Origin of the sequence: Polynucleobacter victoriensis (assembly GCF_900187875.1) — a bacterium.
In the GTDB taxonomy this organism is placed as follows: Bacteria; Pseudomonadota; Gammaproteobacteria; order Burkholderiales; family Burkholderiaceae; genus Polynucleobacter; species Polynucleobacter victoriensis.
This window is the reverse complement of the sequence record NZ_FYEX01000001.1, coordinates 159342-174869: the sequence shown is the minus strand read 5'-3', so window position 1 is coordinate 174869 and position 15528 is coordinate 159342. Positions and strand designations below refer to the sequence as shown.

Genomic DNA, 15528 nt, shown 5'->3' with positions numbered 1-15528 from the left:
GTAGCTAAATTACATCAAGCGTTTAAATGGTGGCAGGCCAGCTAGTAATTTCTTGCCATAAGGTTTGGTTTTTAAGCGCTTATCTAAAACAATAATTGTTGCGTGATCAGTTTCTGTTCTGATGCCACGCCCAACCCATTGTTGTAATTTCAATGCCACAGCTGGTACGCTAATTTCATAAAAAGGATTGCCTTGATTCTTCTCTAGCCATTCAGCTTTTGCTTCTTCAATTGGTGAGTCGGGTGGCGCAAATGGCAGTTTAGTAATAATCACAACTTCGCACATTTTTCCTGGTAGATCTAGACCTTCACCAAAGCTTTGCATCCCGAACAAAATGCTGCGTTGACCTTCATTGATTCTAGATTCATGACTTTTGATTAGTTGATGACGGGGCATGTCACCTTGCATCAACACATCTTTTAAGAATTCGTCAGGTAAATCCTCATAGACTTGTTTCATCTGTTTTTTCGAGGTAAACAAAACCAAGGCGCCATGTTGGAGGTTTTGAAGTTGTTTGGGAATTTCAGTCGAAAGTTCTTCTGTGTGACCAGTTGCATTAGCGCTTGGACATTGAATCATTTCAGGAACAACAAATGTGCCTTGTTTTTCATAATTGAATGGCGATTCCGCTTCAAAAGTATTGGTTTTTGAAAACCAATTCAAGCCAGTTTGGGATAGGAAATATTGAAAATCACCAAGAGTTCTGAGTGTGGCAGATGTTAAAACTGCTGCCGAACTGGTAGACCAAAGTGTTTGAGCTAAGTTTTGGGCAGCGCTAATGGGCGATGCATGTAATTTAAAGTCAAAGGTCGATCCTAAATCTTGCCACTCAACCCATTTGGCAATTGGAGGATTTGCATCAGCCTGCATTAGATGCCAAGTATTTGATAGATTTTCTGTTTTAGATTGATAGCTACCAATTTCTAAAATGGCAGGGCTAAATGAATCTTTATCAATGCTGTTATTTCTGTGGTCATTGAGTTGCTGCAAAATTTTGCTGATACGGTTGTTTAGTCCAATAGCCAGTGGCCCAATTGTTTCTGCATAAGTAGCAAATTCATCACTAAGATGGCCATTTTTGAAACGATGAATTGGTTCTTCATGGGTAACAAAATTGGCTAAACGTAATGAGTTAATCATTTGGCGTGTATGCATGATTAAATCTTCTACATAACTATGTATTTCCTCTACTATTTTTCCGCTTGATTCTGGAAGTAGGGCATCCGCTCGCAATACTGCTGCCATAATTTTTTCAAGCCACCGAGTGCTCGCAATCAGTCCAACTGATGAGGCAAAGTGTTTGATACCAACTTGAGGTAGGTTGTGCGCCTCATCAAATACATACAGAGTTTCAGATGGATCTGGCAATATTTTTGAGCCTGAAGCAATCGTTGAAATGACCAAATCGTGATTGGCAATAATTAAATCGGCTTTGACTAGTTCTCTACGCGCATTGAAATAAGGGCACACATTAAAGCGTTGGCAGTGTCTACCTAGGCATGAGCTGCGCTCTGCAGCAATTTTTGACCACATGGCATCCGTAATCTCATTCGGTGCTGTGTCTTTCTCGCCGTTCCATTCACCTTCATTAAGTGCCATTAAAGCGTCTGCGTAGTTGTCTTTGTCTTGCTCTTTGGGTGGGCCATCCCAGTTGGCATCTTCAAATAGTGCAGCTTGTTTTGTTTTACCGCTGATTTGTTCGAGTCGAATATTGCAAACATATCGACCGCGTCCTTTTGCTAAGGCATATTCAAAAGAAATTGGCGACAGCTTGGCTAGGGCGGGTAAATCTTTTTGCAGTAATTGTTCTTGTAAGGCCACGGTACCAGTACTGATGATGACTCTTTTACCTAGGAGTTTGCTAAAAACAATGGCTGGTATGAGATACCCTAAAGTTTTACCGACGCCGGTTTTCCCCTCGACAACCAAAATATTGTCACCGGTTCTTTCTTCTTTATGGCTTTTAGCGTGGCTTAGGGTATTGGCAATTTGAGCAAACATTTGCTCTTGTCCAGTCCTGACCTTAAAACCTGGCCAATTAGCTTGGACAGCTTTATAAAAGGTTTGGATTCTTTCTTGAATCTCGCCCAATTGATCGGTGCTCACGCAAAAAATCCTAATTTGAGGTTTTTCGGGAGCCTTTTAATGGCATTTTCTGCTTTTGAAGCTTCTGAACGGTTGTCAAAGGCTTGTTGAGCAAGTAATTTGACGGGGCCTCGGCCACGAGTATATTTGGCGCCAGTGCCGTTATTGTGAGCTTTAATACGGTTCTCCAGGTCATTGGTGATGCCAGCGTAGTAGCTTCCATCAGAACATTCCAAGAGATATAAACACCAAGACATACCTCTATGATAAAGCTAGCAATTTATTTGATCTAAATCACTTGAAATCTCAACTTTAGTGCCTACATACTAGATATTGAATATGGGAGATATCCATGCGATTAGATAAGTTAACAAGTAAATTTCAAGAGGCTTTGGGCGAAGCCCAAAGCTTGGCATTGAACGCTGACAATCAATATATTGAGTCTGAGCATGTCCTTTTAGCTATGTTGCAACAGGCTGACAGTACGGCAAAATCGTTAATCAGTCGCACAGGTGGCAATGTGGCCTCCTTAGAAAAATCCATTCAAGCCATGGTTGCAAAGCTACCTCAGGTGCAAGGCACTGGTGGGGATGTGCAAATTGGTAGGTCTTTAGCCGCTCATTTAAATTTAACTGAGAAAGAAGCTACTAAGCGTGGCGATGATTTTATTGCTGGCGAGCTATTTTTATTGGTCTTAACTGACGACAAAGGTGAGATAGGTAAGTCACTTAAGCTTGCTGGTATTACTCGTAAAACATTAGAGGCTGCTATTGAGGCAGTTCGTGGAGGACAGACTGTGAATAGTGCTGATGCTGAAAATCAACGTGAAGCGTTGAAAAAATATACTTTAGATTTAACGGAGCGTGCGCGCTTAGGTAAGTTGGATCCTGTGATTGGTCGTGATGATGAAATTCGTCGCGCGATTCAGATTTTGCAGCGCCGCACTAAAAATAACCCTGTGCTAATTGGTGAGCCTGGTGTTGGTAAGACAGCCATTGTTGAAGGTTTGGCGCAGCGTATTGTTGACGGTGAAGTGCCAGAAACTCTAAAAAATAAACGCGTATTGGTTTTGGATATGGCTTTGCTCTTGGCTGGTGCCAAATATCGTGGTGAGTTTGAAGAGAGATTAAAAGCAGTTCTTAATGATGTTGCCAAGGATGAGGGGCAAACAATTGTCTTCATCGATGAGATTCACACAATGGTGGGTGCAGGTAAAGCCGATGGAGCAATGGATGCGGGCAATATGTTAAAGCCTGCATTAGCTCGTGGTGAATTGCATTGTATTGGAGCGACTACTCTTGATGAGTATCGCCAGTACATTGAAAAAGATGCGGCTTTAGAGCGTCGTTTCCAAAAGGTCATGGTGGGCGAGCCTAGCGTAGAAGACACTATTGCAATCTTGCGTGGTTTACAAGAGAAATATGAGTTGCATCATGGTGTAGAAATCACTGATCCAGCGATTGTTGCTGCAGCTGAGTTATCGCATCGCTATATCACTGATCGTTTCTTGCCAGACAAGGCAATCGATTTGATTGATGAGGCTGCTTCTCGTATCAGAATGGAAATTGATTCAAAGCCAGAAGTGATGGATAAATTGGATCGCCGTTTAATTCAGTTAAAAATTGAACGTGAAGCTGTCAAAAAAGAAAAAGATGAGGCCTCTCAAAAACGTCTTGGGTTGATTGAAGAGGAAATCAAGCGTTTGGGTAAAGAGTATGCTGACCTTGAGGAAGTGTGGAAGTCTGAAAAAGGTGCAGCACAAGGCACTGCTTCAATTAAAGAAGAGATTGATAAAGTTAAGTCTGAAATCACTAAGTTACAGCGTGATGGCAAATTGGAAAAAGTCGCAGAGTTGCAATACGGCAAATTACCAGAGCTAGAAGGTAAATTGAAGTCTGCTGCCGTTGCTGAGGAAAAAGCTAGTTCTAGCAAAAATAAATTGTTGCGTACGCAAGTCGGTGCGGAAGAGATTGCCGAAGTGGTTTCGCGTGCCACTGGTATACCTGTTTCGAAGATGATGCAGGGTGAGCGCGATAAGTTATTACAAATGGAAACCTATCTGCACAATCGTGTGGTGGGGCAGGAAGAGGCAATCTCTGCTGTTTCGGATGCCATACGTCGTTCGCGCGCAGGATTGTCTGATGAGGGAAAACCTTATGGATCTTTCTTATTCTTAGGCCCCACTGGGGTTGGTAAGACTGAGTTGTGCAAAGCTTTGGCTGAATTCTTGTTTGATAGTGACGAACACTTGATTCGTGTTGACATGAGTGAGTTCATGGAAAAACACAGTGTGGCGCGCTTAATTGGAGCTCCTCCAGGTTATGTGGGTTACGAGGAAGGCGGCTATCTAACTGAGTTGGTGCGCCGTAAGCCTTACAGCGTGATTCTTTTGGATGAAGTTGAAAAAGCTCATCCAGACGTATTCAATGTGCTGTTGCAAGTCTTGGATGATGGTCGTATGACAGATGGTCAGGGTCGCACGGTAGATTTCAAGAACACTGTGATTGTGATGACCAGTAATTTAGGGTCGCAGATGATTCAATCTATGAGCGGCAAACCTCAGGACAAAATCAAAGAGGCGGTCATGGGAGATGTTAAAGAGCATTTCCGCCCAGAATTCTTAAATCGTATTGATGAGGTAGTTGTATTCCATGGTCTTGACCAGAAAAACATTGCATCAATCGCTAAGATTCAATTGAAACGTTTAAGTGAGCGTTTGGCGAAGATGGATATGGTTTTAGAGGTGAGCGATGCAGCTTTGGCAAGGGTCTCAGAAGCTGGCTATGACCCAGTCTTTGGTGCAAGACCTCTTAAGAGAGCTATTCAGCAATACATCGAGAACCCTGTTGCCAAGCTAATTTTGGAAGGTAAGTTTGGTCCTAAAGATATTGTGCCTGTGGATGTAGATAAGAAGGGCGCTTTTATGTTTGACCGAGTCGTTCACTAAAGCTAACTAAAAGCCCTTTTGGGCAAGTCGTAGTAACATCAGCCAATGACTATTCGCAAAGACGCGGAGGTTATTGGCTTAGTTAGCTTGGCCCATGGTACCTCTCATTTTTATCATTTAATACTTGCGCCACTCTTTCCTTGGTTGAAGGTTGAGTTCGGCTTGAGTTATGCCGAACTTGGTTTTTTGATGACCATGTTCTTTGTCATATCAACCATCATTCAGGCTGCTGCTGGTTTTTGGGTTGATCACTCGGGACCTCTTAAGGTGCTCTTCTTTGGGGTTGGTTCTTTAGCAGTTTCTGCGCTATTACTTGCAACAGCAGATGGCTACACTGGTTTATTAATTGGGGCTGCCATTGCTGGTATGGGCAATGGTGTATTTCATCCTGCTGACTACACGTTATTAAATCGAAGAGTTTCACCAGAGCGAGTGGCGCATGCGTACTCGATGCATGGGGTATCAGGTGCCTTGGGTTGGGCGGTGTCTCCAGCAGTGTTGGTGAGTGTTACGGCTCTAGCGGGATGGCGACAGGCTCTATTAGTGGCTGCTCTAATTGCTAGTGCAATTTTGATTTTATTGTTCGTCAGGCGACAAGTTTTGTTGGGTACAGATGAGCAAAGAGCTCATGAAGCGCACATCAAGAAGAATGGTTCACCATTCTCACTCAGTTTCTTAAAGTTAAGAACAGTGTGGCTTTGTTGGGGATTTTTTTTCTTGAGTGCTCTAGCGCTAAGTGGAGTGCAAAGTTTTGCACCAACGGCGATGCAAATACTCTATGACCTTCCTGTTGCATTAACAACCACTGCATATTCTTCTTATATGTTGGCTAGTGCTGGTGGCATGTTCTTGGGTGGTTTTATTGCAGCCAGAGCAAAGGCGCCTGATCGCATTATTGCCATTGGCTTCATTACGGCTAGTGCAATTTCTGTGTTGATTTCATTAACTTTGGTATCCGGCTCATCAATGATGAGCTTATTTACCTTGATGGGTTTTTGCGTTGGCATCTCTGGACCATCTAGAGATTTAATGATTCGAACAGCAACGCCCAAGGAAGCCTCTGGCAGGGTGTTTGGTGTTGTTTACTCTGGTCTTGATTCTGGTTTAGCGTTGGGCCCATTATTGTTTGGCTTGCTGATGGATTGGAGTTTGGTGCCAGGGGTCTTTGTACTAATAGCTGGCTTTTTGCTATCAGCCTTGCTCACCGCATATCGAGTAGGCGAAAATAATCGCACAGTGCAATTAAAAAATACATCAATCTAAGTTTGGGAGAGTTTTAATGAGTTTTGCGACCACAGATATTTGTGATGCTAATGAAGATCTAATTACTAAAGGTGAGTTACGCGTTTGTGCACCGGTATTCAAAGCTTATGGTGGCTTGAGTCAGTTTAAGGGTGCTGCTGTTACGTTAAAAGTTTTTGAAGACAATACTTGGGTAAGAACTCTATTGGACGAGCCAGGTCAGGGCAGAGTTTTAGTGATTGATGGTGGTGGTTCTATGCGCTGTGCCTTGGTTGGCGGCAACTTAGGTGTTTTAGCTGAGAAGAATGGTTGGGCAGGTATTTTGGTTAATGGTTGTGTGCGAGATACCCTTGAGCTGGCTGAATCTAAAGTTGGTATTCGTGCACTTGCAGCTCATCCTCAAAAGAGCGTGAAACGTAATGTTGGCGAGCGAGATCTTGTTGTTGATATCGCTGGTACAACGGTTAAGCCAGGAGACATGATTTACGCAGACGAGGATGGTGTGTTAGTTGCTGACCGTCCGTTAATTTAAGTAAATTCCTTGTAACCGTATTTAATTGCAAGCTATGAATTAGCTTTCCATAATATGGAATATTAAAAATAAGCCATTGATTCTAATGGCTTATTTTATTTGTAGTACGACAAATAAATACTTGCAATCTTCTGCACAAATACATAAACTCTTATATAAGACATAAGACACGAAAATAACTTTGGTATATGTCTTATGAACACATTTTTTGTTATTTACAGGGAGAGAAACATGTCAACACGTCAACAAGAAATCGATGCATTGCAAAAGGATTGGGATACAAACCCACGTTGGAAAGGTATTAAGCGTGGTTACACAGCAGCTGACGTAGTTCGTCTACGTGGTTCTTTCCAAATCGAGCACACATTGGCACGTCGTGGCGCAGAAAAACTATGGAACTTGGTTAATAACGAGCCATACGTTAACTGTTTAGGCGCTTTGACTGGTGGTCAAGCGATGCAACAAGTTAAAGCTGGTGTTAAGGCTATCTATTTGTCAGGTTGGCAAGTTGCTGCTGATAACAACACATACGCTTCTATGTATCCTGACCAATCTTTGTACCCAGTTGACTCAGTACCTAAGGTTGTTGAGCGTATCAACAATACATTCCGTCGTGCTGACGAGATTCAACACTCTAAAGGTATCGAAAAGGGTGACAAGGGCTACATCGATTGCTTCGCACCTATCGTTGCTGACGCTGAAGCAGGTTTCGGTGGTGTATTGAACGCATTCGAATTGATGAAGTCAATGATCAAAGCTGGTGCTGCTGGCGTTCACTGGGAAGACCAATTAGCTTCTGTTAAGAAGTGTGGTCACATGGGCGGTAAAGTGTTGGTTCCAACACAAGAAGCTTGCCAAAAATTGATCGCTGCTCGTATGGCTGCTGACGTTTGTGGCGTTCCTACATTGGTTATTGCTCGTACAGACGCTGAAGCTGCTGACTTGTTGACATCAGACTACGATGAAAACGACAAGCCATTCTTGACAGGTGAGCGTACTGCAGAAGGTTTCTACAAGACTAAGAAAGGTCTTGATCAAGCTATTTCACGTGCTATTGCTTATGCTGAGTACGCTGACTTGGTATGGTGTGAGACTGGTACACCTGACCTTGAATTTGCTCGCAAGTTTGCTGAAGCTGTTCACGCTAAGCACCCAGGCAAGATGTTGGCATACAACTGCTCACCATCATTTAACTGGAAGAAGAACTTGGATGATGCAACTATTGCTAAGTTCCAACGTGAACTTGGTGCAATGGGTTACAAATACCAATTCATCACATTGGCTGGTATCCACTCTATGTGGTACAACATGTTCGACTTGGCTCAAGACTACGTTGCACGCGGTATGTCTGCATACGTTGAAAAAGTTCAAGAGCCTGAGTTCGCAGCTCGTGACCGTGGTTACACTTTCGTTTCACATCAACAAGAAGTTGGTACTGGTTACTTCGACGAAGTAACAACAGTGATTCAAGGTGGTGCTTCATCAGTAACAGCTTTGACTGGTTCAACAGAAGAAGAGCAGTTCCACTAAGAAGTCATTAACTCTGGCGTATCACGCCTTAGTTGATCAGCCCGGCCACAAGCCGGGCTTTTTTATTGCGTAAAAATTAAAGTGAGCGAAAATAACGCCATGAATGCAAATTGCCCTTTATGTACAGCAGATGGTGGCGAGCTCATTTGGAAAAATGATGAGCTTCGTGTAATTTTGGCCAATGAGCCAGAGTACCCAGGTTTTTGTCGAGTAATTTGGAATACCCATGTTGCGGAGATGACAAACCTTGCAATTGCTAATCGCTCAGCTTTGATGCAGACAGTGATGAAGGTAGAGCAGGCGATTATTGAAGTGATGCAACCAGACAAGGTTAATTTGGCAGCTCTAGGTAATATGGTGCCGCACCTACATTGGCATGTGATTCCTCGGTATCAGCAAGATAAAACATTCCCAGGTTCAGTGTGGTCAAATCCTCTAAGAGATTCTCATGCGCAACATTTAGCAACGCAGTTCGCAAAAGTTCCAGCACTGAAACAAAAGCTTATTGACGTTTTGGGTACGCATTAAATTGGCGATGAATCCTGAAAAACGCCGAGCTTTTTTTGAGGCGCTCAAGACTAATAACCCGAAGCCCACCACGGAGCTTGAGTACAGCACCCCATTTGAACTACTGGCTGCAGTCTTACTATCTGCGCAAGCAACCGATGTTTCTGTAAATAAAGGGACGCGCATTTTATTTCCAATCGCTAATACTCCAAAAGCCATTTATGAGTTGGGTGAAAAAGGTTTAATTCCTTACATACAGCACATTGGCCTATATAAAACAAAAGCAAAACACCTGATTGAAACTTGCCGGTTGTTAATGGAGCGTCATGATGGTGAGGTGCCTGAGGATCGTGAAGCCTTAGAGGCTTTACCTGGGGTTGGTAGAAAGACAGCCAATGTGATTCTGAATACGGCATTTGGTCACCCAACCATGGCTGTTGATACGCACATATTCAGAGTCTCTAATAGAACTGGATTGGCTCCTGGTAAAGATGTTTTGGCTGTGGAAATGGCTTTACTAAAACGTGTGCCTAAAGATTTTTTAGTTGATGCTCATCACTGGTTGATTTTGCATGGCAGATATACATGTAAGGCCAGAAAACCTGAGTGTGGTCAATGCATCGTTGAGCCCTTATGTTCATTTAAAGAAAAGAATTTTTCAAAATGAGTTTATTTAATCCAAGCCGTGAAGAGGTGAGGCAGTTTTTTTGTGATGCTTGGAGTAAGCATCAAGCATCTGGTATTTTGACGCCGATGGAGTCAATAGCTGCACGCTGGATGGTCGAGCATCCTGAATATCATGCGCTTTTAAATAACCCTCAGCAAGCCCAAGAAGCTGAATACACTCCTGAAAAAGGACAAACCAATCCTTTCTTGCATTTATCGATGCATATGTCGATCACAGAGCAAGTGCAAATTGATCAGCCCCCAGGGATTCGTGAAGCGAGTAGACAGCTAACCATAAAGCTTGATTCAGAGCATGAAGCTCAACACAGAATCATGGAGTGTTTGGGGCAAGTTCTTTGGAGTGCGCAGCGTGATGGCACGCCGCCTGATATGGCTACTTACGTTGAGTTAATTAAGCGCTTGCTGTAATTACTTTAGCTTTTCTTTGGCTCTTGCCATGGCTGCTGCAATGATTGCACGCTTGCGTTCAATCTCACTTTTTTCAGCATCTGTGCTTGCATTCTCTAAATCAAGAGCTTTTGCCTTATTTTGTGCCTTTACAGCAAGACGTCTGGTGTTATCAAGTTCTTCGCGCTCTAAACGCTTTTGACGAGATTCATAACGATCTTTTGCAACATTGGCTTGATTCTCAGTCCAGGCATCCCAACCTGTCTTATCTCCTGTTACTGAAATCATGGTGATGCAGTCAACTGGGCAAGGGGGGATGCATAAATCACAACCTGTACACCAGTCTTTGAGTACCACATGCATTTGTTTTGATGCGCCAACAATTGCATCTACTGGGCATGCCTGAATGCACAATGTGCAACCAATACATGCTTTAGATTCGATCACTGCTACAGGTCTAGGGCGCTCCTCACCATTGGTGGGGTTGAGCGTTAAGGGCTCTTTATTCAATATTTTCGAAAGACGTACAACACCATCTAGACCACCTGGTGGACATTGATTGTGAGGAGCGTCTCCCGCAGCCATTGCCTTGGCATAGGCTCTACAGTCGGGATAACCGCACTTAGTGCATTGAGTTTGGGGTAGAGCAGCGAATAGACGGTCAAACAGGTCATTACGACCGTCTATTGTTTTAGGCATTCTTTGCAGCAGTTTTCTTCGCGGCTACTTTCTTAACAGCCACTTTTTTCACGGCAATTTTTTTAGCTGCTACTTTTTTAACCGCTTTAGGAGTTGCCTTAGGAGCTACTTTAGCGCTAGCTGTTTTGCTACCCTTAATGGCATGCTTGCGAATGAAAGCACCAATCTCTGGGTAAACGATTTCACGCCAACGACGGCCTGAGAAAATACCGTAGTGACCTGCACCTTTAACTTCAAAGTGTTGTTTCTTATTCTCAGCGATGTTCTTACATAAGCCATGAGCTGCTTTTGTTTGACCGCTACCAGAAATATCATCTAGTTCACCTTCTACTGTTAGTAGAGCAGTGGTTTTAATGTCTTGTGGCTTAACTAGCTTGCCACCAACAACCCATTTACCGGTTGGCAATGAGAAGTCTTGGAATACAGTTTTAATGGTTTGCAAATAGTAATCTGCATCCATATCTAAAACAGCGTTGTATTCGTCGTAGAACTCAATGTGCGCTTGCGCATCATCTTTATCGCCCTTAACCAAGTCTTGGAAATAATCCCAGTGTGACTGTAAATGGCGATCTGGGTTCATAGCAACGAAACCTGTGTGTTGCAAGAATCCAGGATATACACGACGTCCTGCACCTGGATGTGGAGGTGGAACGGTATACACAACATTGTTCTCGAACCATTCAAATGATTTATTGGTTGCCGTAGAGTTAACCATGGTTGGGCTCTTGCGAGCATCAATCGGACCGCCCATCATCGTCATAGTTCTTGGGGTGACTTCACCATTTGAGGCCATTAAAGAAATGGCACCCAACACAGGAACTGTTGGTTGGCAAACTGATAGAACGTTTAGGTCCTTTGCGCCAATCGCACGAATAAAATCTTGCACATAGTGCACATAGTCATCCAGTGTGAATGAGCCATCTTCTAATGGTACTAAGCGCGCATCAACCCAGTCAGTGATGTAAACCTTGTGGTTTTGTAACAGTGTACGAACTGTATCTCTCAACAGCGTTGAATGATGTCCTGACAAAGGAGCCACGATCAAAACTACAGGGTCTTCTTTGAGTTTTTTGATGACATTGACATCGTCAGAGAAACGTTTAAAGCGAACTAATTTACAGAATGGCTTATCAACCACCGTGAACTCATTAATAGCCACAGGTTTGCCATGGGCCACCACGGTCTTGATTCTAAATTCTGGTTTTTCGTACTCTTTACCTAGGCGATAGAGTAGTTCGTAGCCCGCAGCAATACGTGTTGCTGATGGTAAAAGTGATAGTGGGTTGCTTGGATTAACAAAGGTTTTAGCTGTAGCTTGTGCCCATGCTGTTAATGGTTGCAGCAAGGCTCTTTGAAACTCTTGATATTGATACAGCATTAACTAATCTCCCGAAATCTAAAAAAGGGTTCAAACACTACTTTTTGAACTCGTGTGCCATTTGACACTTTTTACACTAGGTTTGATTATCCTCAAAAATATCAATTTGTGCAATGCAACATTTTGGCGCATAAAGCACCAAAATGTTGTCTAAGACATTGATTCTAATGAGTTAAAGTACAGAGGCTACTGCCTTAGCTACACCGTCAATATTCTTGCTATTGAGGGCAGCTACACAGATTCGACCTGTAGAAACAGCATAAATGCCGAATTCAGCTCTTAGGCGTTCAACCTGGTCTGCTGTCAAGCCAGAATAGGAGAACATACCTCTTTGATCGTTAACGAAGCCAAAATCGCGTTTTGCACCAGCTTCAGCCAATTTGGATACCAAAGTGTTGCGCATCAATTTGATGCGGTCACGCATTTCAGCTAGCTCTTGTTCCCACATTGCACGTAGCTCTGGGTCATTGAGTACTGTTGCAACAACAGTACCACCATGAATCGCAGGATTTGAGTAGTTAGTACGAATAACTCGTTTTAATTGTGACATCACGCGAGTTGATTCATCTTTGCTCTCAGTCACAATTGATAGGGCACCAACACGTTCACCATACAAAGAGAATGACTTGGAGAATGAACTAGATACAAAGAAACAAAGGCCGGCATCAGCAAATAAACGCACAGCTGCACCATCCTCATCGATGCTGTCAGCAAAGCCTTGGTAAGCCATGTCTAAGAATGGAATGAGGTCTTTAGCTTTGCAAAGTGCCGCAACTTGTTGCCATTGCGCAGTTGTTAAATCAGCGCCAGTAGGGTTGTGACAGCATGCGTGAAGCAGAACAACTGACTTGGCAGGCAAAGCCTCTAAAGACTTGACCATGCCAGCAAAGTTAACGCCACGAGTCTCTGGATCGTAATAGGTGTAGTTCTGAACTGGGAAGCCAGCACTTTCGAAAATACCACGATGGTTTTCCCAACTAGGATCACTAATAGCAACAGTTGCGTTAGGTACCAAGCGTTTTAGGAAGTCAGCACCAATTTTTAGGGCTCCAGTACCGCCAACTGCCTGGGCTGTTACAACACGACCAGCTGTCAAAATGGCAGAATCTTTGCCAAATAGAAGATTTTGAACACCTTGGTTATAGGCAGCAATACCTTCAATGGCAAGATAGCCGCGAGCAGCAGATTTTTCCATCATTTGCTTCTCAGCAGCTTGTACTGCACGCAATAATGGAATCTTTCCATCGTCAGTGAAATAGACGCCAACCCCAAGGTTTACCTTGGTTGTACGGCTGTCCGCATTGTAGGCTTCATTAAGACCTAGGATAGGGTCACGTGGGGCAAGTTCAACGTTTGAAAAGAGGCTCATAGTATGAAATATGTTAGAAAGTTCAAGCAAGCCTAGAATGATAGCCGAGATGCCAAAAAAGCCAGTAAAAAAATTAGATTTGCAGAGTTCTGATTCCAGTGAAAACGTGATTCAATTCCCGGGGTCACCATTTCTCTTGCATCAACCATTTCCGCCAGCAGGTGACCAGCCTGAGGCGATTGCACAACTTGTTGAAGGTGTGGAAGATGGTCTGATCTACCAAACCTTGTTGGGTGTTACTGGGTCAGGTAAGACATACACCATGGCTAACACGATTGCACGTCTTGGTCGACCCGCCATCATTTTTGCTCCCAATAAAACTCTCGCAGCTCAGTTGTACAGCGAATTTAGAGAATTTTTTCCGCAGAATGCTGTTGAGTATTTTGTGAGTTACTACGATTACTATCAGCCAGAAGCGTATGTGCCAACTCGAGATTTATTCATTGAAAAGGATTCCTCGATCAATGAACACATCGAACAAATGCGTTTGTCTGCCACTAAAAGTTTGTTAGAGCGTCGCGACACAATCATTGTTTCAACCGTCTCTGCGATTTATGGTATCGGTAATCCAGGTGACTATCACCAGATGGTTTTAACGGTTCGTCAGGGTGATAAGTTAAGCCAACGAGATGTGGTGAGTCGTCTGATTGCTATGCAATACGAGCGCAATGATGTTGATTTCTCGCGTGGCACTTTTAGGGTGCGAGGGGATACGATTGACGTATTCCCAGCTGAGCATAATGAGTTAGCAGTGCGCATTGATTTATTTGATGACACGGTCGATAGCTTGCAATTCTTTGATCCATTGACAGGTCGGATACGTCAACGTATTCCGCGCTTTACTATCTATCCGGGTTCGCATTATGTCACTCCAAGAGAAACAGTTTTAAGAGCCATAGAGACAATTAAGGCTGAACTGCGCGAGCGTTTGGATTTCTATGTAAAAGAAGGCAAATTGGTTGAGGCGCAACGTTTAGAGCAAAGAACTCGTTTTGATATTGAGATGTTGTCAGAGTTAGGTTTTTGTAAAGGTATTGAAAATTATTCAAGACATTTATCAGGCGCTAAGCCAGGTGAGGCGCCGCCTACCTTGGTTGATTATTTGCCGCCAGATGCTTTGATGTTTCTAGATGAGAGCCATGTGTTGATTGGTCAGTTAAATGGCATGTACAACGGTGACAGGGCGCGTAAATCAACCTTGGTTGAGTACGGTTTCCGTTTACCATCTGCGATGGATAACAGACCGCTCAAATTTGAAGAATTTGAAACAAAAATGCGCCAAGTTATTTTTGTCTCTGCAACACCTGCGACATATGAAGAGGAGCATGCGGACAAAGTGGTTGAACAAGTGGTCCGTCCAACGGGCCTTGTGGATCCTGTGATTCATGTGCGACCAGCTAGCACTCAAGTAGATGATGTCTTGTCAGAAATACATGCACGTATCAAAGTTGGAGAGCGTGTATTGATTACGACTTTGACTAAACGTATGTCTGAGCAACTAACAGAATTTATGTCGGATAACGGCATCAAAGTGCGCTATCTACACTCAGATATCGATACGGTTGAGCGTGTAGAGATTTTAAGAGATCTGCGTTTAGGCGTCTTTGACGTTTTAATTGGTATTAACTTGTTGAGAGAGGGATTAGATATCCCTGAAGTTTCTTTGGTGGCTATTTTGGATGCTGATAAAGAGGGCTTCTTGCGTTCGGAACGTAGTTTGATTCAAACCATTGGTCGAGCCGCTAGAAACGTTAATGGCACGGCTATCTTGTATGCCGACAAAGTCACTGATTCAATGAAAAAAGCTATTGGAGAAACAGAGCGCAGGCGGGCTAAGCAAACAGAGTTCAATAAAATTCATGGAATTGAGCCTAAGGGTGTGGTTAAACGTATCAAAGATATTATTGATGGCGTTTATGACGTTGATGAAAAACGTCAGGAGCTAAAATATGCAGAAGAAAAAGCTCACTATGAAGATATGAGCGAAAAGCAGCTAGCAAAAGAGATTAAGCAGTTAGAAAAAATGATGGTGGAGCACGCTAAGAATCTAGAGTTTGAGAAAGCTGCGCAAGCAAGAGATCAACTCTTAAAATTAAAGGCTATGGTTTTTGGTGCTGAGTTACACGACACGATTCAATTAAACGGAAATTAGTGAGATGCTAGGT

13 protein-coding genes are annotated in these 15528 nt (G+C 43.2%); 8 read left to right on the top strand and 5 right to left on the bottom strand.

Going from position 1 to position 15528, the window contains the following annotated elements:
• Positions 1–9: 9 nt before the first annotated feature.
• The gene (gene dinG / locus CFR83_RS00845; RefSeq protein WP_165765028.1) at positions 10–2106 is read right to left on the bottom strand and encodes an ATP-dependent DNA helicase DinG; all 2097 of its coding nucleotides are present in this window, start codon (positions 2104–2106) and stop codon (positions 10–12) included.
• Positions 2103–2342 carry a GIY-YIG nuclease family protein gene (locus tag CFR83_RS00840; RefSeq protein ID WP_088812029.1) on the bottom strand — a complete coding sequence of 80 codons (240 nt, stop codon included), beginning with the start codon at positions 2340–2342 and terminating at the stop codon, positions 2103–2105. Before CFR83_RS00840 ends, dinG begins: the two co-directional genes overlap by 4 nt.
• Positions 2343–2437: 95 nt before the next feature.
• On the opposite strand from CFR83_RS00840, the gene clpB reads away from it, so the two are divergent.
• From clpB to CFR83_RS00805, 7 genes are all read left to right on the top strand, one after another.
• Positions 2438–5032, top strand: coding sequence for an ATP-dependent chaperone ClpB (gene clpB, locus CFR83_RS00835; protein ID WP_088812028.1), 2595 nt, complete (start codon positions 2438–2440; stop codon positions 5030–5032).
• A gap of 45 nt (positions 5033–5077) precedes the next feature.
• The gene (locus CFR83_RS00830) at positions 5078–6295 is read left to right on the top strand and encodes an MFS transporter (RefSeq protein WP_088812027.1); all 1218 of its coding nucleotides are present in this window, start codon (positions 5078–5080) and stop codon (positions 6293–6295) included.
• Positions 6296–6311: 16 nt separating this feature from the next.
• Positions 6312–6806, top strand: a complete 495-nt coding sequence (gene rraA, locus CFR83_RS00825; protein ID WP_088812026.1) for a ribonuclease E activity regulator RraA — start codon at positions 6312–6314, stop codon at positions 6804–6806.
• A gap of 231 nt (positions 6807–7037) precedes the next feature.
• A complete protein-coding gene (aceA, locus tag CFR83_RS00820; RefSeq protein WP_088812025.1) occupies positions 7038–8336 on the top strand; it encodes an isocitrate lyase in 1299 nt (432 codons plus the stop codon).
• Between the two features lie 99 nt (positions 8337–8435).
• A complete protein-coding gene (locus tag CFR83_RS00815; RefSeq protein ID WP_088812024.1) occupies positions 8436–8864 on the top strand; it encodes an HIT family protein in 429 nt (142 codons plus the stop codon).
• A 7-nt stretch (positions 8865–8871) separates the two neighbouring features.
• Positions 8872–9510: an endonuclease III gene (gene nth, locus CFR83_RS00810; protein ID WP_088812023.1), complete on the top strand. Its 639-nt coding sequence runs from the start codon at positions 8872–8874 to the stop codon at positions 9508–9510.
• On the top strand, positions 9507–9938 hold the full coding sequence (locus CFR83_RS00805) for a DUF1841 family protein (RefSeq protein WP_088812022.1): 432 nt from the start codon (positions 9507–9509) through the stop codon (positions 9936–9938). Before nth ends, CFR83_RS00805 begins: the two co-directional genes overlap by 4 nt.
• On the opposite strand, the gene rsxB is transcribed toward CFR83_RS00805, so the two are convergent.
• From rsxB to CFR83_RS00790, 3 genes are all read right to left on the bottom strand, one after another.
• Positions 9939–10616 carry an electron transport complex subunit RsxB gene (gene rsxB / locus CFR83_RS00800; RefSeq protein WP_088812021.1) on the bottom strand — a complete coding sequence of 226 codons (678 nt, stop codon included), beginning with the start codon at positions 10614–10616 and terminating at the stop codon, positions 9939–9941.
• On the bottom strand, positions 10609–11994 hold the full coding sequence (locus tag CFR83_RS00795; protein WP_088812020.1) for a polyhydroxyalkanoate depolymerase: 1386 nt from the start codon (positions 11992–11994) through the stop codon (positions 10609–10611). The genes rsxB and CFR83_RS00795 overlap by 8 nt, the downstream gene beginning before the upstream one ends.
• A gap of 172 nt (positions 11995–12166) precedes the next feature.
• The gene (locus CFR83_RS00790) at positions 12167–13363 is read right to left on the bottom strand and encodes an amino acid aminotransferase (protein WP_088812019.1); all 1197 of its coding nucleotides are present in this window, start codon (positions 13361–13363) and stop codon (positions 12167–12169) included.
• A 49-nt stretch (positions 13364–13412) separates the two neighbouring features.
• Between CFR83_RS00790 and uvrB the strand changes: the two genes are divergently transcribed.
• On the top strand, positions 13413–15515 hold the full coding sequence (uvrB, locus tag CFR83_RS00785; RefSeq protein ID WP_088813145.1) for an excinuclease ABC subunit UvrB: 2103 nt from the start codon (positions 13413–13415) through the stop codon (positions 15513–15515).
• The last annotated feature ends 13 nt before the right edge of the window (positions 15516–15528 follow it).

Bases quoted from the DNA above. Each gene is read 5' to 3' on its own strand.
- CFR83_RS00840 (WP_088812029.1), bottom strand. From the start codon at position 2,342: ATGTCTTGGTGTTTATATCTCTTGGAATGTTCTGATGGAAGCTACTAC.
- clpB (WP_088812028.1), top strand. From the start codon at position 2,438: ATGCGATTAGATAAGTTAACAAGTAAATTTCAAGAGGCTTTGGGCGAA.
- CFR83_RS00830 (WP_088812027.1), top strand. From the start codon at position 5,078: ATGACTATTCGCAAAGACGCGGAGGTTATTGGCTTAGTTAGCTTGGCC.
- rraA (WP_088812026.1), top strand. From the start codon at position 6,312: ATGAGTTTTGCGACCACAGATATTTGTGATGCTAATGAAGATCTAATT.
- aceA (WP_088812025.1), top strand. From the start codon at position 7,038: ATGTCAACACGTCAACAAGAAATCGATGCATTGCAAAAGGATTGGGAT.
- CFR83_RS00815 (WP_088812024.1), top strand. From the start codon at position 8,436: ATGAATGCAAATTGCCCTTTATGTACAGCAGATGGTGGCGAGCTCATT.
- nth (WP_088812023.1), top strand. From the start codon at position 8,872: ATGAATCCTGAAAAACGCCGAGCTTTTTTTGAGGCGCTCAAGACTAAT.
- CFR83_RS00805 (WP_088812022.1), top strand. From the start codon at position 9,507: ATGAGTTTATTTAATCCAAGCCGTGAAGAGGTGAGGCAGTTTTTTTGT.
- rsxB (WP_088812021.1), bottom strand. From the start codon at position 10,616: ATGCCTAAAACAATAGACGGTCGTAATGACCTGTTTGACCGTCTATTC.
- CFR83_RS00795 (WP_088812020.1), bottom strand. From the start codon at position 11,994: ATGCTGTATCAATATCAAGAGTTTCAAAGAGCCTTGCTGCAACCATTA.
- CFR83_RS00790 (WP_088812019.1), bottom strand. From the start codon at position 13,363: ATGAGCCTCTTTTCAAACGTTGAACTTGCCCCACGTGACCCTATCCTA.
- uvrB (WP_088813145.1), top strand. From the start codon at position 13,413: ATGCCAAAAAAGCCAGTAAAAAAATTAGATTTGCAGAGTTCTGATTCC.